The 18,710-nt window shown below is 61.5% G+C and carries 18 protein-coding genes; 6 read left to right on the top strand and 12 right to left on the bottom strand.

Annotation, left to right across the window (positions count from 1 at the left end):
* Positions 1-40 precede the first annotated feature (40 nt).
* From dctM to ASD70_RS08290, 8 genes are all read right to left on the bottom strand, one after another.
* A complete protein-coding gene (gene dctM / locus ASD70_RS08255; RefSeq protein ID WP_046068368.1) occupies positions 41-1,321 on the bottom strand; it encodes a C4-dicarboxylate TRAP transporter large permease protein DctM in 1,281 nt (426 codons plus the stop codon).
* Complete coding sequence (locus ASD70_RS08260) at positions 1,321-1,953, bottom strand: TRAP transporter small permease (protein ID WP_046068369.1); 633 nt, start codon at positions 1,951-1,953, stop codon at positions 1,321-1,323. The genes dctM and ASD70_RS08260 overlap by 1 nt, the downstream gene beginning before the upstream one ends.
* A 162-nt stretch (positions 1,954-2,115) precedes the next feature.
* The gene (locus ASD70_RS08265) at positions 2,116-3,099 is read right to left on the bottom strand and encodes a TRAP transporter substrate-binding protein (RefSeq protein WP_056846166.1); all 984 of its coding nucleotides are present in this window, start codon (positions 3,097-3,099) and stop codon (positions 2,116-2,118) included.
* A gap of 147 nt (positions 3,100-3,246) precedes the next feature.
* Positions 3,247-4,062, bottom strand: coding sequence for an HpcH/HpaI aldolase/citrate lyase family protein (locus tag ASD70_RS08270; protein ID WP_046068371.1), 816 nt, complete (start codon positions 4,060-4,062; stop codon positions 3,247-3,249).
* A gap of 15 nt (positions 4,063-4,077) precedes the next feature.
* Positions 4,078-5,271, bottom strand: a complete 1,194-nt coding sequence (locus ASD70_RS08275; RefSeq protein WP_056846167.1) for a CaiB/BaiF CoA transferase family protein — start codon at positions 5,269-5,271, stop codon at positions 4,078-4,080.
* 10 nt (positions 5,272-5,281) lie between these two features.
* Complete coding sequence (locus ASD70_RS08280; protein WP_056846168.1) at positions 5,282-6,631, bottom strand: MmgE/PrpD family protein; 1,350 nt, start codon at positions 6,629-6,631, stop codon at positions 5,282-5,284.
* Between the two features lie 10 nt (positions 6,632-6,641).
* Positions 6,642-7,805, bottom strand: a complete 1,164-nt coding sequence (locus ASD70_RS08285) for an acyl-CoA dehydrogenase family protein (protein WP_056846169.1) — start codon at positions 7,803-7,805, stop codon at positions 6,642-6,644.
* Between the two features lie 28 nt (positions 7,806-7,833).
* Complete coding sequence (locus ASD70_RS08290) at positions 7,834-8,652, bottom strand: FAS1-like dehydratase domain-containing protein (protein ID WP_056846170.1); 819 nt, start codon at positions 8,650-8,652, stop codon at positions 7,834-7,836.
* A 214-nt stretch (positions 8,653-8,866) separates the two neighbouring features.
* Here ASD70_RS08290 and ASD70_RS08295 point away from each other — a divergent pair, with 214 nt between their 5' ends.
* The 4 genes from ASD70_RS08295 to ASD70_RS08310 all read left to right on the top strand — a co-directional run bounded on the left by ASD70_RS08295 (position 8,867) and on the right by ASD70_RS08310 (position 13,088).
* On the top strand, positions 8,867-9,757 hold the full coding sequence (locus tag ASD70_RS08295; protein WP_046068375.1) for a LysR family transcriptional regulator: 891 nt from the start codon (positions 8,867-8,869) through the stop codon (positions 9,755-9,757).
* Positions 9,758-9,790: 33 nt separating this feature from the next.
* Positions 9,791-10,279 carry a GFA family protein gene (locus ASD70_RS08300; protein WP_046068376.1) on the top strand — a complete coding sequence of 163 codons (489 nt, stop codon included), beginning with the start codon at positions 9,791-9,793 and terminating at the stop codon, positions 10,277-10,279.
* Positions 10,280-10,456: 177 nt separating this feature from the next.
* Entirely contained in the window at positions 10,457-12,280 is a 1,824-nt protein-coding gene (locus tag ASD70_RS08305) for a serine hydrolase domain-containing protein (protein ID WP_056846171.1), read from the top strand.
* Between the two features lie 16 nt (positions 12,281-12,296).
* A complete protein-coding gene (locus ASD70_RS08310; RefSeq protein ID WP_056846172.1) occupies positions 12,297-13,088 on the top strand; it encodes a MipA/OmpV family protein in 792 nt (263 codons plus the stop codon).
* A 139-nt stretch (positions 13,089-13,227) separates the two neighbouring features.
* Here the strand turns inward: ASD70_RS08310 and ASD70_RS08315 are convergent, their stop codons facing one another.
* Both ASD70_RS08315 and ASD70_RS08320 read right to left on the bottom strand, forming a co-directional pair.
* Complete coding sequence (locus ASD70_RS08315; RefSeq protein ID WP_056846173.1) at positions 13,228-14,505, bottom strand: ATP-binding protein; 1,278 nt, start codon at positions 14,503-14,505, stop codon at positions 13,228-13,230.
* A complete protein-coding gene (locus tag ASD70_RS08320; RefSeq protein ID WP_043050936.1) occupies positions 14,506-15,213 on the bottom strand; it encodes a response regulator in 708 nt (235 codons plus the stop codon).
* A 157-nt stretch (positions 15,214-15,370) separates the two neighbouring features.
* On the opposite strand from ASD70_RS08320, the gene ASD70_RS08325 reads away from it, so the two are divergent.
* Positions 15,371-16,570, top strand: a complete 1,200-nt coding sequence (locus ASD70_RS08325) for an MFS transporter (RefSeq protein WP_046068380.1) — start codon at positions 15,371-15,373, stop codon at positions 16,568-16,570.
* On the opposite strand, the gene ASD70_RS08330 is transcribed toward ASD70_RS08325, so the two are convergent.
* Positions 16,526-17,128 carry a tRNA-(ms[2]io[6]A)-hydroxylase gene (locus tag ASD70_RS08330; protein WP_056846174.1) on the bottom strand — a complete coding sequence of 201 codons (603 nt, stop codon included), beginning with the start codon at positions 17,126-17,128 and terminating at the stop codon, positions 16,526-16,528. The two genes, ASD70_RS08325 and ASD70_RS08330, sit on opposite strands and share 45 nt — an antisense overlap.
* A gap of 147 nt (positions 17,129-17,275) precedes the next feature.
* Between ASD70_RS08330 and ASD70_RS08335 the strand changes: the two genes are divergently transcribed.
* Positions 17,276-18,139 (top strand): universal stress protein, encoded by an 864-nt coding sequence (locus tag ASD70_RS08335; protein ID WP_056846175.1) that lies wholly within the window; start codon positions 17,276-17,278, stop codon positions 18,137-18,139.
* Between the two features lie 38 nt (positions 18,140-18,177).
* On the opposite strand, the gene ASD70_RS08340 is transcribed toward ASD70_RS08335, so the two are convergent.
* On the bottom strand, positions 18,178-18,648 hold the full coding sequence (locus ASD70_RS08340) for a DUF1289 domain-containing protein (protein ID WP_056846176.1): 471 nt from the start codon (positions 18,646-18,648) through the stop codon (positions 18,178-18,180).
* Positions 18,649-18,710: the final 62 nt, after the last annotated feature.

An 18,710-nucleotide genomic window follows, 5' to 3' on the forward strand; every position in this document is an offset into this window, starting at 1 on the left:
CTCATCGGGAGCAAGCCCCCTCCCACATTTTTGACTGCGTTTACATTCCGAGCCAGTGCGGCAGTGCGAGGGAAATGAACGGCAAATAAGTGACCATGATCAGGAACACCAACAGAATCAGCAACCACGGCATGGCCGCGCGAATGGTCTGCCCCAGCGTCAACCCGGTCACCGCCGAGGTCACGAACAGGTTCAACCCCACCGGTGGATGCACCAGGCCGATTTCCATATTCACCACCATCACGATGCCCAGGTGAATCGGATCAATGCCCAGCTTCATCGCAATCGGGAAGAAGATCGGCGCCAGGATCAGCACGATGGCCGACGGTTCCATGAAGCTGCCGGCAATCAGCAGCACCACGTTGACCATGATCAGGAAACCAATCGGCGTCAGCCCTTCGGAGATTACCCACGCCGTGATTTCCTGGGGGATCTGCTCCGTGGTCAGCACATGGGCAAACAGCATGGCGTTGGCGATGATGAACATCAGCATGATCGACAACCGCCCGGATTCGAGCAGAACCTTGGGGCAATCACGCAGCTTCATGTCCTTGTAGATGAACAGCGCCACAAACGCCGAATACACAGCCGCCACCGCCGCTGCTTCGGTGGGGGTGAACATGCCGCTGTAGATGCCGCCGAGGATGATCACTAACAGCAACAGGCCCCAGAACGCCCGGCGTGCGCAACTCAACCACTCGCGAAATGTCGCCCGTGGTTGCGCGGGTAGCTTCTTGATACGCGCGACGATGTAGATCGCGATCATCAGCATCAGGCCCAGCAACAGTCCGGGGATCACCCCGGCCATGAACAGCTTGCCCACCGAGGTTTCAGTCGCCGCCGAATACACCACCATCACAATCGACGGCGGAATCAGGATCCCCAAGGTCCCGGCGTTGCAGATGATCCCCGCACCAAACTCCTTCGGATAACCGGAACGCACCATGCCTGCCACGGCAATCGAGCCCACCGCCGCCACCGTGGCCGGTGACGAGCCGGACAGCGCCGCAAACAACATGCAGGCCAGCACTGCCGCAATCGCCAGGCCGCCACGGATGTGGCCCACACAGGCATTGGCAAAGTCGATCAGCCGCTGGGCTACGCCGCCGGTGGTCATGAACGCGCCGGACAGCAGGAAGAACGGAATCGCCAGGAAGGTGTAGGCGTCGGAGGTTTCAAACAGCTTGATCGCCAGGGAACTCACCGAGTCCTGGCTGAACATCAGAATCGACACCGCACCGGACAGCCCCAGGGAAATCGCAATCGGCACGCCCAGGAACATGAACACGAACAACAGCAAGAACAGACAGAGCACGGCCATCAGTGACGCTCCTCATGGCTGCCGGCCAACTTGCTGGCCTCACCGGCCTCGTCGGCCAGACCCAACCCGACTTGTCGGTGGGTAAAGATGCGGTAGAAAATTTCCAGGTAGCGGATGAATACCAAGGCAAAACCGATGGGCACGATCACCACGATGTCGCCCACATCGACGCCGAACTGGTCGAGGTCTTCGGCACCGATATGTGCGGTCATCACTGCACTCACCCACTTGTAGCTGGCCACCATGAACAACCCGGCATAGGCCAGGCAGCACAAGCAAGCGAGCAGGCCGAGCAGGCGTTGCACAGGGCGCTTGGTCAGCCTGACCAGCGCGTCCACGCCGAGGTGGCCGGCGGTGCGTACACCGTAGGAAATGCCGAAGAAAATCAGCCAGCCGAACATGGCCTTGGTCAGCGCCACGCTCCAAGTCATGTCCTGGGCCCAGGTCATGGTGCCGTCGCCCAGGACGTTGAAGAAATTGCTGCTCCACGCCCATTTATCCGCCAGGGCGAAGAACAGGGTGTAGATGTTGTTGAGCATGACGTAGACGAATGTCACCAGAGTCATGGCGGCGAGCAGGAAGGCAATAAAGCCTTCCTCCAAGTGCTCCCAGACGCGCCTTAGCGTTTGCATGGCAAAACCTCGCGAGGCAAATGAAATACCAGGGTGGAACTTGCCCGAAATGTGGGAGGGGGCTTGCTCCCGATAGCAGTGTGTCAGCTTGCAGATCTGTCTCTGATCCACCGCTATCGGGAGCAAGCCCCCTCCCACATTGGATCTCAGTACACCCTGGGATTATTGGTTGGAAGCGTCCGCTGCCTTGATCAGGTCAGCCCCGATCGCGCCTTCGAACTTCTGCCACACCGGGCGCATGGCTTCGCGCCAAAGGGTGCGTTGCTCAGGCGTCAGTTCGATGATTTCGCTGGTCTTGGCGTCGATGATCTTCTGCTTGGCCGACTGGTTCAGCGCTTCGGCCTGTTTGTTCACCTCGACGGTGACCTCGGCCATGATCTGCTCCAGGGTGCTGCGGGTATCCGGTGGCAGGCCGTTCCAGAACTTGGCGTTGGTGATCACCATGTAGTCGATCAAGCCATGGTTGGATTCGGTGAAGTACTTCTGCACCTCGTTGACCTTCTGGCTTTCATAGTTCGACCAGGTGTTCTCGGTACCATTCACGGTGCCGGTCTGCAGCCCTTGATAGACCTCGGCGAAGCTCATCTTGCGCGGGTTGGCACGGATTGCCTTGAACTGTTCCTCGAGCACGCTGGAGGCTTGCACGCGGAACTTCAGGCCACGGGCGTCCTTGGGTTCATGCAGGGCCTTGTTGGCGGAGAGCTGCTTGAGGCCGTTGTGCCAATAGGCCAGGCCGAGGATGTTCTTGTCCTGCATCGAGGTCAGCAGCTGCTTGCCCTCGGCGGCCTGGAAACGGTCGACGGCGGCCAGGTCGTTGAACAGGAACGGCAGGTCGTAGATCTGCACTTGCTTGGTGTACTGCTCGAACTTGGCCAGGGACGGCGCCAGCATCTGCACATCGCCCAGCAACAGCGCTTCCATTTCCTTGCCATCTCCGAACAGCGACGAGTTCGGGTACACCTCGACCTTGACCTTGCCGGGCAGGCGTTCTTCGGCGAGTTTCTTGAACAGCAACGCGCCCTGGCCCTTGGGGGTGTTTTCGGCGACCACGTGGGCAAACTTGATCACGATCGGGTCGGCCGCCTGGGCCAGGCCTGCGGCAAACAAGGTGGCGGCGCACAGCAGCGCCCGAGAAAACTTGAGCATGGGGAAATCACCTTCTTATTGTTGTGTTGTCAGGCAAGGTGCCTGATGTGACGCGTGTTGAGAATTTCGAATTCTAGATACCTGCGTTCGGCCTGGCCGAACACCCCTCTCAAGATCAATGGAGAACCTTGTGGGGGGGTTATCCAGTTAGAGTTGGGCAGCCAGCAGTCTTTGTGCCCGTAACAGCACCGGCGCATCCACCATCTGCCCATCAATCTGATACGCCCCTGCCCCATGGGCTCCGGCCTCCACCACACGCTTGGCCCATGCCAGGTCTTCGGCGCTGGGCGCCAGCGCCTGGTGAATCACCGAAACCTGCTTGGGATGGATACACAGCGCCCCGGCAAAGCCCATTTCATAAGCGTGCCGGATCGAGCAGCGCAGGCCCTCGGGGTCGTCGATGGCGGGGTGTACGCCGTCCAGCGGTGCGACCAGCCCGGCGGCGCGCGAATGCACGATCAGCGCCAGGCGCGCCTGGTCGAGGGCAAACTCAGCGGCGCGGGAATGGCTGCTCAGGTTGAGGTCCAGGGCCAGGTCCAAGCCACCGAACGACAGCCGCTCCACCAGCGGAGCATGGGCAATGTCGGCCACCGCCAACAAGCCGCGAGCGCTTTCGATGATCGGCCAGATGGGTTTGCCGGTGGCAGCTACTACGGCGACCTGGGCTGCGCTCTCAACCTTGGGTAGCAGCACACCCGCGACATTTGCATGGGCCTTGCAGAACGCCACATCCTCAAAATGCTCGGCGTGCTCCGGCGCATTGATACGCACCCACACCTGGGCCCCAGGATGGGCGTGCAAGAACTCCCCCAGGTTGTCCCGGGCCTGGCGCTTGAGCGGTTCTTCCACTGCGTCTTCAAAATCCACGATTACCGCGTCGGCGCCACTGGCCAGGGCTTTGGCAAACCGCTCCGGGCGGCTGCCCGGCACAAATAACGCTGAACGTACTAGGGGCTTTGGCATCGCTGAAATTCCTGGTTAGATAACGCCGCGTGCACGCAGGCTGTCGATGGTGTCGGCGCAATAACCCAGCTGGTCGAGGATACCCTGGCTGTGTTGTCCCAAAGCCGGCACGCCATCCATGCGCGGGGTAAACGCGGCATTGCGCGCCGGTGGTAACAGCGACGGCAACGGCCCGGCCGGGCTATCGACTTCGCGCCAGCTGTCACGGGCCTTGAGTTGCGGGTGGTCCCACACGCCTTGCATATCGTTGACCCGAGCGCTGGCGATCTGCGCGTCCTCCAGACGCTGGATCACCGCCTCGGCGTCCAACTGGGCAAAGCTTGCGACAATGATCTGGCGCAGCGCGTCGCGGTTGGCCGAACGCTTGAAATTGGCGCTGAAACGTTCGTCCGTCGCTAGCGCGGGGGTGAGCAATACCTTGTCGCAGAACGCCGCCCACTCACGCTCGTTCTGCAACCCGAGCATCACCGTACCGCCGTCACCGGTGGGAAACGGCCCATACGGATAAATCGTCGAATGCGCCGCGCCGGCACGAGGTGGCGGTGGCGCGCCGTCGAAGGCGTAGTACATCGGGTAACCCATCCACTCCACCAGGCTTTCGAGCATGCTCACGTCGATGCGGCTGCCCTTGCCGGTCTTGCCACGCAGCAGCAGCGCCGAAAGGATGCCGCTGTAGGCGTACATGCCAGCGGAGATATCGGCGATGGAGCAACCGGCCTTGGCCATTTGCTCGTCACCCGGGCCACCAGTCACCGAGAGAAAGCCGCCTTCACTCTGGATCAGCAGGTCGTAGGCTTTCTTTTTCTCGTAGGGCCCGCCTTCGCCGTAGCCGGAAATATCACAGACGATCAGCCGCGGGAAACGCTCATGCAACGCCTCGAACGACAAGCCCATGCGCGCCGCCGCGCCGGGAGCCAGGTTCTGCACCAGCACATCGGCATCGGCGAGCAGCGCCTCGAGAATGGCGCCCGCCTCGTACTGCTTGAGGTCCAGGGTCAGGCTCTCTTTGGAACGGTTGGTCCAGACGAAATGCGACGCCAGGCCGCGCACGCGTTCGTCATAGCCCCGGGCAAAGTCACCGGCACCGGGACGCTCGACCTTGATCACCCGGGCCCCCAGATCGGCCAGTTGGCGGGTGCAGAATGGCGCGGCAATCGCGTGCTCCAGGCTGACGACGGTGATGCCGTCCAGCGGTCGTTGGTTACTCATGACAAATCCCTCAAAGCCAATGGGCCATGGACGCGGTTTGGCGCAGGTTCCACACCTGCTCGATCAACCCGCTGGCCTGGGTCGAGGTGCGGGCGTTGCTGAATTGGGTCAGGCGCTGGAATTTGTCCGCCAGCTCCGAGCGACTCAGGGTGTTGCCCGGGTCGCCCTTGGGCTCGTCGATGGCGCCGTGCAGCGTGCGGCCGTCGGTGGTGGTGACGGTGACGCGGCCCAGCCAGCGCTGCGGGTAGGCAGCATCGACCTCGGGGTCGAGAGTCATGCTGACCTTGTCGCGAAAGGCCGCGACGGCGGGGTCGTTCAACGCCAGTTCATGGAACTCAGGCAGCCCAGCCTTGCCATGCACGGCGATCAGGCCGAGCACGGTGCCCATGGAGAATTTGGCCTGGTGCACCGTGGTCGGCACCGTCACTCGACCGAGCACATCGATGGCGCCTTGATGCACGCGGGTCTGTACCCGAGCAATCTGTGCGGCGCTCAAGCCCTCGCGCTGCATCACCGCCAGCAGTGCATCGGCGGCTGGATGGGTGTGGCGACAGGAAGCGTGGAATTTGAACGAGGTTTCCACCAGCGCCCAACGGCTGCCTAGGCCGGCGGATAATTTGCCTGGTTCGGCATCAGTGGACATGCCCGCCGCCAGCCCCTGGTCGCCTTCCAGAATATTGCGTGCACCGGTCAAGCCATCGGCGGTGAGATAGGCCGCCAGCAAGCCGTCCGCCGCCGCCTTGGCCGTATGCAGTTGCTTGGAGTCGGCGGCATCGCGCAAGAACTCCCACAGCCCGGCCGCCTGGGTGCCGGCGCTGCCGAGCAGGTTGATGAACTGTTCCTGGTTGAAATCGAGCAACTTGCCCACCGCGACCGCCGCCGCCAGGGTGCCGACCGTGGCCGTGGTGTGGAAGATGCGATAGTGGGAGCGACCCATGAATTCACCGATGCGAATCCCAGCCTCATAACCGGCCACCGAGGCCAACAACAACTCGCGGCCAGACTTATTGAGGTCCTGGGCAGCGGCCAAAGCGGCAGGAAACACCACCGTGGCCGGGTGCAGCACCGAGCTGTTGTGCAGGTCATCCTGCTCCACCAGATGGGATGAGGCCGCGTTGACCAGCGCGGCAAAATACGCGCTGGTGCCGGTGCCGTTGACGATCACCTGGGCCGGGCCGCTGCTCGGCCCCATCTTCTGCGCATAACGTTCGAACAGTGGAATCGGATGGGCGCCCTGGCTGGCCAGTGCCGAAGCGAGCCAATCCAGATACAGCTCTTCGATGCGCACCAGTACCGGCTCGGGCACCTGTTGATACGTCAGATCAGCGAGGAAACGGCACAGGGCCTGGGTATCACGCATGCTCAGGCCCTCAGAAGCTACGTGGCAGTTCGAGCAAATGCTCGGCCACGTAGGACAGGATCAGGTTGGTGGAGATAGGCGCCACCTGGTACAGGCGGGTCTCGCGGAATTTGCGCTCCACGTCGTATTCGCAGGCAAAGCCAAAACCGCCGTGGGTTTGCAGACAGGCGTTGGCCGCTTCCCAGGACGCCTTGGCCGCCAGGTACTTGGCCATGTTGGCGCTGGCCCCGGCGTGCTTGCCGCTGTCGTATTCCTCACAGGCGCGCCAGCGCATCAGGTCGGCCGCTTCGATCTCGATATGGGCCTCGGCAATCGGGAATTGCACGCCCTGGTTCTGCCCGATGGGCCGGCCAAAAACCACGCGCTCGCGGGCGTAGGCGCTGGCCTTTTCAATAAACCAGCGACCGTCACCGATGCATTCGGCGGCGATCAGGGTGCGCTCGGCATTCAGGCCATCGAGGATGTACTTGAAGCCCTTGCCCTCCTCGCCAATCAGGCTGTCAGCGGGCAACTCGAGGTTGTCGAAGAACAGCTCGTTGGTTTCGTGGTTGACCATATTGGCGATGGGTTGCACGGTCAGACCGTTACCGATGGCGTCGCGCAGGTCAACCAGGAAGATCGACATGCCTTCGGACTTTTTCTTCACCTCTGCCAAGGGCGTGGTGCGCGCCAGCAGGATCATCAGGTCGGAATGCTGCACCCGCGAGATCCAGACTTTCTGACCGTTGATTACGTATTTGTCGCCACGCTTGATAGCGGTGGTCTTGATCCTGGTGGTGTCGGTGCCGGTGGTGGGCTCGGTGACGCCCATCGATTGCAGACGCAACTCACCGCTGGCCAGCTTGGGCAGGTAGAAGCGTTTCTGCGCCTCACTGCCGTGACGCAACAGCGTGAACATGTTGTACATCTGGCCGTGCACGGTGCCGGAGTTGCCGCCGCAGCGGTTGACTTCCTCGAGGATCACCGAGGCTTCGGCCAGCCCCAGGCCGGAGCCGCCGTACTCCTCGGGAATCATCGCCGACAGCCAACCGGCGTCGGTCAGCGCCTTGACGAAGGCTTCGGGGAAGCCCTTTTGTTCATCGATGCTGCGCCAATAGGTGGCATCGAACTCGGCGCACAAGGCACGCACGCCTTCGCGGATGGCAGTGAGTTCTTCGTTGTCATTGGGGTTCATTAACGGCTCTCCGCCTATTGTTCTTGGATTATTCGAAATACACCTGGGCGGTCTGCGCCAGGCCTTCGGCATTGCCGGCCCAGAGTTCTGCGACCCCGGTTGCGGTGAGGCGCCCGCCCACCTCAAATGGCTGCGGCGCAATCAACGGGCGTATGCTGCGATAGCTGAAACGACGCAGCGTCGCGTCCGGATGCGCGCGGCAGAACGCCCGCAGGTTCAAGGTGGCGATCAGCGGGCCATGCACCACCAGGCCGGCATAACCTTCGGTACCGGTGACATAGGGGTAGTCGTAGTGGATGCGGTGGCCGTTGAAGGTCACGGCGCTGTAGCGGAACAACAAGGTGGGCGTCGGCTCGACCGTCTCCGTCCATTCGCCCTGGGCCAGGGCATCGCCGCTGCCGGGCTTGGGCGGTGTCGGTTCGCGGTAAACAATGTCCTGTTCCTCGCGGATCGCCAGGCGGCCGTCCTGGGAGTAGTCATGGCGCACAGTGACAAACAGCAACGAGCCGGTGCGCCCGGCCTTTTCTTCGACCTGGGTGATGGTCGACATACGGGTGGCCGCCTCGCCGGCACGCAGTGGGTGCAGGAATTCGATACGCCCACCGGCCCACATGCGATTGCGATTATCGGCCGGCGGCAGGAAGCCGCCGCGGGCGGGGTGACCGTCGCTACCCAAGGCCGATTCCGGCAGCGCGTCCTGGAAAAAGCACCATTGCCACAGTGGCGCAACGGCTTCGCCCTCTGCGGGCACAGTTTCTCCGAACGTAGCGGCGATACGCTTGAGCAGGTTATGGCTCAGGTGGTCGTGGGCGGTTTCACTTCGGCCGATCCAATCAGTGGCACTCATCGGGTGCAGATCCTCAGGCAGTGGGTGTCTGCTGCCGATCATGCAAGGGCCTGGCCGTTCTGAGAATTTGCATTTCAATAAACCAGCGTTCGGTTATGCTGAACGCCAACTTACAAAAAAACGCCGCATCTCCAATGTTGGAGGGGGCTTGCTCCCGATGGCGGTGTATCAGCTAGCACATTGGGTACTGACCCACTGCTATCGGGAGTTTTTTATGCATTTTGATCTCGCCGACCTGCGCCTGTTTATCCATATCGCCGAATCCCCCAGCCTGACCCAGGGCGCCAAGCGAGCGTTCCTCTCGCCGGCCGCCGCCAGTGCGCGGATCAAGGCCCTGGAAGGCCAGCTCGACACCCGTCTGTTGTACCGCGACAGCCGTGGGGTAGAGATCACCCCGGCAGGCGAACGCCTGTTGCATCACGCGCGGTTGATCATGCGCCAGGTGGATTACCTGAAAAGCGAGTTCACCCAATACGGCGTGGATTCGGCCGGGCATATCCGCATCTTCGCCAACACCACGGCGGTCACCGAGTTCTTGCCGGAAGTGCTGGCGGGCTTTTTGTCCCAGCGGCCGGGGGTGACCGTTGACCTGCAGGAGCGCCTGTCCCGGGATATCGTGCGCGGTGTGCTCGATGGCACCAGTGACATGGGTATCATTGCCGGTCCCGTAGAGGCATCGGGGTTGCAAGTGCTGCATTTCAGCACCGATGAGCTGGTGTTGATGGTGCCGGTGGGGCATCCCCTGGCAGACCAGCCGTCGGTCACCCTGGAGCAGACCCTGGCGTACCAGCATATCGGCCTGCATGAAGGCAGCACGCTGTTGAGCTTTTTGCGCGAACACGTTGAGCGCCTGGGCAAGCAGTTGTCGCTGCGCATCCAAGTCTCGAGTTTCGAAGCGATCTGCCGGATGGTCGAGGCCGGGGTGGGCATTGGCATCATTCCCGAGTCCGCTGCCCTGCGCCACAGCCGCACCATGCAGTTGGTGACCGTGAAGCTGGATGAGCCCTGGGCGATTCGCGAGCGCAGCATCCTGGTACGCGAATTGGAGGCGCTGCCGGGGACCATTCGCGCACTGATCGCTACCTTGATGCCGGAAAACGCCTAAGCTTGAACGTCACCTTGCCAGAGGAGACGCCCCATGCAACTCGAAGGATCCTGCCATTGTGGCGCTGTGACATTCAGCCTGACCAGCGCCCATCCCTACCCTTACCAGCGCTGCTACTGCTCGATCTGCCGCAAGACCCAGGGCGGCGGCGGTTATGCGATCAACCTCGGCGGTGATGCCAAGAGCTTGAAGGTACGCGGGCGCAAGCAGATTTCCATCTACCACGCCAAGCTCAAGCCCGAGGGCGCCAGCCGTGCCCATGCGAGCAGCGCCGAGCGGCATTTCTGCTCCCGGTGCGGCAGCGGCCTGTGGCTGTTCAGCCCGCAGTGGCCGGAGCTGATCCACCCGTTTGCCTCGGCCATCGACACGCCGTTGCCGGTGCCGCCGGAACACACGCACCTGATGCTGGGCTCCAAGGCGCCGTGGGTGGAGGTCAGTGTGCGCAAGGGTGACTTGCGGTTCGATGAATACCCTGAGGAATCGATTGCCGATTGGCATGAGCGTTTGGGACTTGTGGGTTAACAGAGGTTTGAAATGCGGGAGGGGACTTGCCCCCTCCCACAGTGTTGCGCCGTACTTAAGTAGTGTGGAGCAGTAGCCGTTAACAGTCTTTGACAGTTTCTCGACAAAGCACTCAAAGATTGTTGGCCCCCGCAGCCCTAGCATTCGAGCATCCAAATACCAATCGGGTGCTCTTCCATGTTTCGCAGATTGCGCGGTATTCCGCTGTTGGGTTGCCTGCTGGGCAGTATCGGTTGCCACTCGCAGCCGCCTGCCCCGCCGACGATTCAAAAAGGCGATTACGGCGCGATCATCCGTTACCTGCAAGCCCGCATTCCCAAGGACATGGCGCGGGAAAATGTAGCTGGCTTGTCGATTGCCCTGGTCAACGGCCAGGAGCTGATCTGGGCCCGTGGCTTTGGCTTGGCCGATAAGGCCCAAGGGGTGCCGGTCACTGCCAATACGGCGTTTCGCGCCGGCGGCATCTCCAAACTGATCACCGCCACCGCGGCGTTGCAACTGGTAGAGCAACAACGCCTGGCACTGGATGCGCCGATCCAGCAAACCCTGCGCGAATTCTACGTACGCTCACGCTTTCATAGCGATCAAACCGAGGCTGATCGTGCGATCACCTTGCGGCGCTTGCTCAGCCATCAATCCGGTCTACCCAGCGAACACCTGCGCGACCTTCGCAGCACCTACGCCATGGGGCAGATGCCGATGCGCGTATCGGGCGTGTGGCTGAGCAGCCTGCCAGGTTCCCAGGTGGCTTATTCCAACCTCGGTTATTCACTGGTGGGCGCCGCCATCGAACGCAGCAGCGGCAAAAGTTTCGAAGCCCAACTGCAAAGCAGCCTGCTCAAACCCTTGCAGATGAATCAGTCCAGTTTCCTCGGCACCGGCGCGCAATTGAGCTTTCGCGCCTTGGGCTATGAGGACGGCAGTGCGAGCACCGACGCGCAGGTGCGCGACCTCGCCGCTGGCGGCCTGTGGGCCAGCCCCAAGGACCTCAGCCACTATGTGCAGATGCTGTTCGCCAAAGGCCGCTACGAAGGCAACCAGGTGCTGGACAGCGCATCGATTGACGCGATGTTCACCCAGCAAAATACCGGCAACGCCCTGGACTTCGACTGCCAGATGGGCCTGGGCTGGTTCCTGGCGCCCTGCGGTGACGAGCCGATTGGTCCGGGCGTGCGTACCTATCAGCACAGCGGTGGCGGTGACGATTTCGCCGCGCAATTGACCCTGCTGCCGGACCAGCAACTGGCCGTGATCATCATGGCCAACGACAGCAATGCCGAAGAGATGGTGGTGTCGCTGTCCACCGACAGCCTGCGCCTGATGCTTGAGGCCCAGACCGGAAAACCCGTCTGCGCCGACGACTGCCATGCCCCCAGCCACGGCCTCAAGCTGCGTCATGTACCGGCAGCCATTGACCGCAAGCGCCTGGCCGGGTTCTACGCGACCGCCTGGGGCGTATTCCGCATCAAGGATGACCATGAACGCCTGGCCGGTGAACTGGCCGGCTATGACTTCGAGTTATTGCGCGATGACCAAGGCTGGTTGCGCGCGCAGAAAAAGGTCCTCGGTTTCTGGCTCAAGGACCTGGGCGACCTGGGCCGCATCCAGCTTGATGTAGTGAAAGTACAAGGCCGGCAGATACTCACTGCACGCAGTCACGGCCAGCGCATCGCCATTGGCGAGCGCATCGAGGCACCGCCCTTGCCCACGGCCTGGGCCGACACTATCGGCACCTACCAAGTGCTTAACACCCATGAACCCGACGCGCCATTGAGCGGCATCAGCGTGCGCCTGGAAGAGGGCTTCCTGGTGATTCGCGGCCAATTGCATGACGAGCCGCTGACCGACTACATCCTGCTGCCCGTGGACAACGCCCATGCGGTGTTGGCCGGCAGCGGCTACGGCCTGGGAGACACCGTCAGCCGCCAGATCAATGGCCTGAGTGCCTCGGGCTACTCCTTCAAACGTACGCATTCCCCCCACACCCCCCTGAATTTCTAACCAGGAGCATTCCCTGATGTACCCAAAGAACCTGTGCCTGTCATTCACCTCCTTGTGCCTGCTGGCCACTGCCGGCACGGCCCTGGCCGAAGACTGGCAATACAGCCTCAAGGCCGGCGTAGCCAATGCGCCGCGCTACAGCGGTAGTGACGAACGCATGACAGCCCCCGTGCTGGGCGGCAAAATCATCAGCCCCTGGGGCATCTTCCTCGACACCGACACGGGGCTGGGCTGGGGCTATGAAGGCAATGCCTTGAGCCTCAGCGCCTACGTCGGCGCAAGCGATTCTCGTAAAGATAAAAACCAAAGCATGCACGCCGGCTCCAAACGCCTCAAAGGCATGGGCGAGATCAAATCACGCCCGCAACTGGGAGTGAGCGCGGCCTATAACCTCGGTGGCGTGATCATCGGCGCCAGCCTGGAACACGCGCTCAAGGAAGATGACCACAAAGACACCGGCAAGGCCTACACCCACCTGGAGCTGAACCTGGGCACCAACCTGTATGAAGGCCGCTTCGGTTCCGTCGATGCCAGCCTCAACAGCCATTTCGGCGACCGCGACTACCTGCAGACCTGGTACGGCGTGACCACTGGCCAGGCCGCCCGCAGCCGCTTCAAGGAATATAAGGCCACAGGCGGCAATATCAGCAATGGTATGAACCTGGTGTGGAGCTTACCGATCAACGAGCACACTCAGTTCTCCACCTTGCTGGATGTGCAGTACCTGGCGGATAAAGCGGGCAAGAGCCCGATTGTGGAGCGGCGCTTGCAGACGTCGGTGATGGGGATGGTGGAATACACCTTCTGATTCAAGTTGGTAACCCAATCAAATTGTAGGAGGGGGCTTGCTCCCGATGGCGGTGGGTCAGCTAGACATCTGTCACTGACTTACCGCCACCGGGAGCAAGCCCCCTCCCACATTTGGCCTGCATAGTATTCAAAAGGTGTTACTCGGCATAAGCCCAGGTCATCCGGAATGACGCCCCGCCCCACTCCGAATCCAGCACTTGCACCTGCCCGCCATGCCATTGGCTCACGCGCTTGACCAGCGCCAGCCCCAGGCCAAACCCGCCGGTGCGGCGGTCGCGGCTGGTGTCGAGGCGCAGGAAGGGTTCGAAGATCTTGGTGCGGCCTTCCAGCGGTACGCCCGGGCCGTCGTCATTGACCCGCACTTCGTAACCGCTGCCGAACTTGACCAGCGACACTTCCACACGGCGGTCGGCATAACGAATGGCGTTGCGCAACAGGTTGATCACTGCGCGCGCCATAAAGCGTGGCTCGATCCGGATAAAGTCGACCTCACAGGTGCGCAGCGACAACTGCACCCCTTCCGCCTCGGCCTCCAGGGCCACGCTGCCGATGACGCTGTCGAGCCAGCTGTGGGCCTCGATATTCTCGCGGGTCACCTGGGTGGCGCCACGCTCCAGGCTGGCATAGGTCAGCAGCTCGGAGACCATTTCCTCCAGCTCGCCCAGGTCGGAATACATATCGCTGATCAGCTCACGGCTCTGGCGTGGGTCGCTTTGCTGCCTGAGTTGATCGAGCTCGAACGACAAGCGCGCAATGGGTGTGCGCAATTCATGGGACACGGCGTTGGTCAGCTCGCGCTGGTTGGCGATCAGGCTTTCGATGCGCTCGGCCATCTGGTTGAAGTGCCCGGCCAGTTCGCGCACGGTGGAACGACTCGGCAGCAGGATGCGCGAACCGAGGTCGTTGTCGCCAAAGCGCTGCGCGGCCAGGCGGATGTGCTCCAGGTCGCGCCAGTGCGGACGCACCCAGAAATACAGAACGATGGCCAAACTCACGCCGAGGAATCCATAGGCCCACAGGTACAGCCATTTGGGCTCTTCCGGCAGTTGGATCTCGAGCAATTGCGGGCCGTCGTCGATAGGCGCCAGGAACTTCATGAAGTCCTCGCGCACCACCACCTGGTCATTGGCCAGAAGCTTCTGTTCGCGCTCGCTCAGGTGCTGGGCGTCACGCGGCACCAGTTTCAGGCGCAAGCCATAATGCGGTTGCAGCTCGTCCAGGCGTGCCTGGCGCGCTTCACCCTGCACCGGCAGCAGTTGCTCCACCAAAGCCCAGGCCGGGCCGCGCAGGGCTTCACGGTTATAGGTCTCGTTGGACTCTGGCATGTACGCGTCCAGGCCGTAGTTGACCAGCCAGATCGACCCGGCCAGGCCGAGCGCGAGGATGACATAGAGGCGCAGATACAATCGCAGCATCTAGGCCTCCCACGCGAACGGATTGAACAGGTAGCCCTTGCCCCAGATGGTCTTGATGCAAACCGGCTCGCGGGGGTTGTCGTTGAGCTTGCCGCGCAATTTGCTGATATAGACGTCGACGCTGCGATTGAGGCCGTCGAAGGCAATGCCGCGCATGCGATTGAGGATGTCATCGCGCGAAAGAATCTTGCCCGAGCTGCTGGCCAGCAACCACAGCAGCTCGAACTCCATGGTGGTGAGGTCAATGTTCTCGCCACCCAGGCTGACCACCCGGCAACTGCGATCGATCGACAAGCGGCCGAACTCCAGGGCACCGCGTACCGTGGGTTCGGGCACTTGGCGGCGTTGCAAGGCGCGCAAACGCGCCAGCAGCACCGGCGGCTTGATCGGCTTGATCACGTAATCGTCAGCGCCGGACTCAAGGCCGAGGATATGGTCCAGGTCATCTTCCTTGGCGGTGAGGATCACGATGGGCGTATCCGACACATTGCGAATCTCGCGGCATACATGCAACCCGCTCTGGCCCGGCAGCATCAAGTCGAGCACGACAATCTTTGGCTTGAACTCAATGAACGCCGCCAAGGCTTTATCGCCCCGGTGGACCACCCGTACCTCAAAACCATGTTGCGATAGAAAATGTGCGATCAGCCCTGCCAGCTTCTCATCGTCCTCAACGAGCAGGACCTTGCCCAGACCCAGGTTTTCCATAAGTTCTCAGTGTGGATAGGCGGATTGAAGTGTGGGCATTATAGGTGGCAAGCTGGCCAACAGAAGCCGCTGGCCAGTACGCACCGACGAAGCTTCATGCTTTTAAGAGTTTTTAACAAATAACCTGCAATCTTTTACGTCATTCACAGGGAGTTCCATGCGCAAGGATTACCTGGCGTTCTTCGTTTCGCTGTTCCTGTCACGGTTGGGCGACCAGATCCTGTTGTTCATTGTGCCGCTGATCGTGTTCCAGACCACCAATAGCGCGTCATTGGCGGGCCTGGCGTTTTTTGTCGAGTCGCTGCCGCGCTACCTGGCGTTTCCGGTGTGCGGAGCGCTCTGCGACAGGTTTTCGCCTGTACGTATCCTGCATATCAGCCAGGTGTATCGGGCGTTGGCCTGTGTGGCAGCGGTGGGGCTGTATGGACTGTTCGACGGTATCCATTGGTTGGTGATCCTGTCCGCCGTGTGCGGGGTATTGACCACCCAGGGCATCATGGCGCGCGAAGTGGTAATGCCGCATATCTTCCAGCATTACACCTACGCCAAGACCTTGTCCTACTCACAGATCGCCGATCAAAGCGGCCTGGTGCTCGGGCCGTTGCTGGCAGCATTGATGCTGGAGGTCTGGGCGTGGCCCTGGGTAGTGCTCGGTGTCGCCGCACTGTTCGTGCTGGCAGACCTGGCAATGCTGGCCTGGCAGCGCAACACCACGGTGAACCTGCAGATCCATGAGCAGCACCCGGGAATCTGGCTGCAACCCCTGCGCACCGCGTTCGGCCACATCCGCAGCCGGGTGGAGTTGAAACGCATCATCACCCTGGCGGTCGGTGTGAATCTGATTGTCGGGGTGACGCTGGCCACTTCGGCCGCGATGGTCACCGGCCATTACGCCGCCGACAAGGATGCCTACGCCCTGCTGCAAGCCGCCGGCGCGCTGGTCACCATCGTGATTCTGTTTTATCTGGCGCGCTCAGCGTTGCCGCTGAAGGTGATGGGCGGGCTGTCGTATTCGATGATTGCCGTCGGCGCGCTGATCACTGCGATCAGCCCCGGCGTTTGGGCCTACGCCGTGGGTTTCCTGCTGGTGACCGGCTTCGACAAGATGTTCAACGTATACCTGCGCAGCACCCGTCAACGGGTCATTCCAGTACAGGATTTCGGCAAGACGGTGGGTGTGATCACCTTGCTCAACAACCTGGCCCAGCCATTGGCGGGCCTGATGATTGCCGTGCTGGCAGCGCCCCTGGGCATGCGAACGGTGATCCTGCTGCTGGCCGGCATCACCGCCTTGCTCGGTGTGGCCGTGGCCTCAGGCTGGCACGCCACTGTGAAAGCGGAACTCGATGTCGGGTGATTCGATCAGCTCCTGCTCGGCCGCCCTCACCCGCTCGATAACCTGGGCGATGTCCTTGGCGTCGCCATACTGGTACGCCAGCTTCAAGTAGCCCTGGAAGTGCCGCGCCTCGCTTTTCAACAGGCCGAAGTAGAACTTGCCGAGTTCTTCGTCCAGATGCGGCACCAACGCTTCGAAACGCTCGCAACTGCGTGCTTCGATAAAAGCGCCGACCACCAGGGTGTCCACCAGCTTGACCGGCTCATGGCTGCGCACCACTTTGCGCAAGCCCGACGCATAACGGCCGGCGTGCAGTTGGCGCAGCTCGACCTTGCGCTTTTTCATCAGGCGCATGACTTGCTCATGGTGCACCAGCTCTTCGCGGGCCAGGCGCGACATCATGTTGATCAGGTCAACGTGGGCGTGATACTTGGCCATCAGGCTCAGGGCGGTGCTGGCCGCTTTGAATTCGCAGTTCTTGTGGTCGATCAGCAGGGTATCCTGATCGGCAAGGGCAGCCTGCACCCAGGCGTCAGGGGTGCGGCAGCCGAGGAATTCATGGATTTCGGGCAGGTTCATCGGGCTCACGGGTAAAGGATCACAAAAGGCCGCCGATTATACCGACCCCGTCAAAGACCACCAGCCACCGGCCTTGATGTGTATCAACATGACGTCTGACGGGCAGCAACTATAGTTGTTGCATGCCCCTTCCTGGAGATCCTGATCATGCAAGCCATCCGCAGCATTCTGGTGGTCATCGAGCCCGAGCATTCGGAAAGCCTGGCCCTCAAGCGCGCCAAGCTGATCGCCGGGGTGACCGACGCACACCTGCACCTGCTGGTCTGCGACAAGAACCATGAGCATTCGGCGCTCTTGAGCGTGCTCAAGGAAGGTTTAAGGAACGACGGCTACAGCGTCTCCACCGAACAGGCGTGGAACGACAGCCTGCATGAAACCATCATCGATGTGCAGCAAGCCGAGGGCTGCGGCCTGGTGATCAAGCAACACTTTCCCGACAGCCCGCTGAAAAAGGCCCTGCTGACGCCAGCGGACTGGAAACTGCTGCGCTATTGCCCGACGCCGGTGCTGCTGGTCAAGACCGCCACGCCATGGGCCGGCGGGGTGATTCTGGCGGCTATCGATGTGGGCAACACCGACGGCGAACACCGCTCGCTGCACAATTCGATCATCGACCACGGGTTTGATATCGCCAGCCTGGCCAAGGCGCAGCTGCATGTGATCAGCGCCCACCCGTCGCCAATGCTGTCGGCGGCGGATCCCACCTTCCAGCTCAAGGAAACCATCGAGGCGCGCTATCGCGAGCAGTGCCGGGCGTTCCAGGCTGAGTTCGACGTGGACGAAAGGCACCTGCATATCAAGGAAGGCCCGGCCGATGTGCTGATCCCGCACATCGCCCATCAGTTGCAAGCGGCAGTGACCATCATCGGCACCGTGGCGCGCACCGGGATTTCCGGGGCGTTGATTGGCAATACGGCGGAGGTGGTGCTGGATGCGGTGCAAAGCGATGTGCTGGTGCTCAAGCCGCAGGTGTTGATGGATCATCTGCAAGAACTGGCAACCAAGCCCTGAAGAACAATAGAGGGCAAAATGTGGGAGGGGGCTTGCTGTCAGGTAGATAGCGCATCTTTCAAGAATCCCGGGGCGATATAGCGCTGGTAATGCGCTTCGGAGAGGATAAAGAACTCCCGATCAATGGCATCGCGCAGTTCCGGCAACGCCCAATCGCGAAACTCCGGCAACAGCACCATGCCGTACGCCTCCAGGTTATTGATCACCCGCGCCCCGCGTGCAATCAGCTGGTAGGCCCAGCAGTATTCGGACTGGTGCGGCACAAAGCGAATCTTGCGTTGCTCCAACTGCCCGCGCAGGGTCTTGGGGTCGAAGACCTCCACTTTGCCGGCCATGACCTGCACCAGCAGTTGCTCAAGCCTGCGCCAGACTGCGCGTTTTCCCTCTTCGTTATAGCCGTTCCACTGGATCACTTCGTGGTGGAAGCGCTTGCAGCCGCGGCACACGAGATCGCCGTAGACCGTGGAGCACAGGCCGACGCAGGGAGTCTTGATGGTTTGGTTGGGCATGGTCAACAACACGCAAATCAGCGAAACAGTGCGCCATGTTAGCCCTTTGTCTAAGGTTGATC

The organism is Pseudomonas sp. Root569 (genome assembly GCF_001427465.1).
Lineage (GTDB): Bacteria > Pseudomonadota > Gammaproteobacteria > Pseudomonadales > Pseudomonadaceae > Aquipseudomonas > Aquipseudomonas synxantha.

Coding starts and splice junctions, on each gene's coding strand:
- ASD70_RS08285 (WP_056846169.1), bottom strand. CDS start 7,805: ATGAACCCCAATGACAACGAAGAACTCACTGCCATCCGCGAAGGCGTG.
- ASD70_RS08265 (WP_056846166.1), bottom strand. CDS start 3,099: ATGCTCAAGTTTTCTCGGGCGCTGCTGTGCGCCGCCACCTTGTTTGCC.
- ASD70_RS08280 (WP_056846168.1), bottom strand. CDS start 6,631: ATGCGTGATACCCAGGCCCTGTGCCGTTTCCTCGCTGATCTGACGTAT.
- ASD70_RS08290 (WP_056846170.1), bottom strand. CDS start 8,652: ATGAGTGCCACTGATTGGATCGGCCGAAGTGAAACCGCCCACGACCAC.
- ASD70_RS08275 (WP_056846167.1), bottom strand. CDS start 5,271: ATGAGTAACCAACGACCGCTGGACGGCATCACCGTCGTCAGCCTGGAG.
- ASD70_RS08310 (WP_056846172.1), top strand. CDS start 12,297: ATGTACCCAAAGAACCTGTGCCTGTCATTCACCTCCTTGTGCCTGCTG.
- ASD70_RS08335 (WP_056846175.1), top strand. CDS start 17,276: ATGCAAGCCATCCGCAGCATTCTGGTGGTCATCGAGCCCGAGCATTCG.
- ASD70_RS08320 (WP_043050936.1), bottom strand. CDS start 15,213: ATGGAAAACCTGGGTCTGGGCAAGGTCCTGCTCGTTGAGGACGATGAG.
- ASD70_RS08315 (WP_056846173.1), bottom strand. CDS start 14,505: ATGCTGCGATTGTATCTGCGCCTCTATGTCATCCTCGCGCTCGGCCTG.
- ASD70_RS08305 (WP_056846171.1), top strand. CDS start 10,457: ATGTTTCGCAGATTGCGCGGTATTCCGCTGTTGGGTTGCCTGCTGGGC.
- dctM (WP_046068368.1), bottom strand. CDS start 1,321: ATGGCCGTGCTCTGTCTGTTCTTGCTGTTGTTCGTGTTCATGTTCCTG.
- ASD70_RS08330 (WP_056846174.1), bottom strand. CDS start 17,128: ATGAACCTGCCCGAAATCCATGAATTCCTCGGCTGCCGCACCCCTGAC.
- ASD70_RS08300 (WP_046068376.1), top strand. CDS start 9,791: ATGCAACTCGAAGGATCCTGCCATTGTGGCGCTGTGACATTCAGCCTG.
- ASD70_RS08340 (WP_056846176.1), bottom strand. CDS start 18,648: ATGCCCAACCAAACCATCAAGACTCCCTGCGTCGGCCTGTGCTCCACG.
- ASD70_RS08295 (WP_046068375.1), top strand. CDS start 8,867: ATGCATTTTGATCTCGCCGACCTGCGCCTGTTTATCCATATCGCCGAA.
- ASD70_RS08325 (WP_046068380.1), top strand. CDS start 15,371: ATGCGCAAGGATTACCTGGCGTTCTTCGTTTCGCTGTTCCTGTCACGG.
- ASD70_RS08270 (WP_046068371.1), bottom strand. CDS start 4,062: ATGCCAAAGCCCCTAGTACGTTCAGCGTTATTTGTGCCGGGCAGCCGC.
- ASD70_RS08260 (WP_046068369.1), bottom strand. CDS start 1,953: ATGCAAACGCTAAGGCGCGTCTGGGAGCACTTGGAGGAAGGCTTTATT.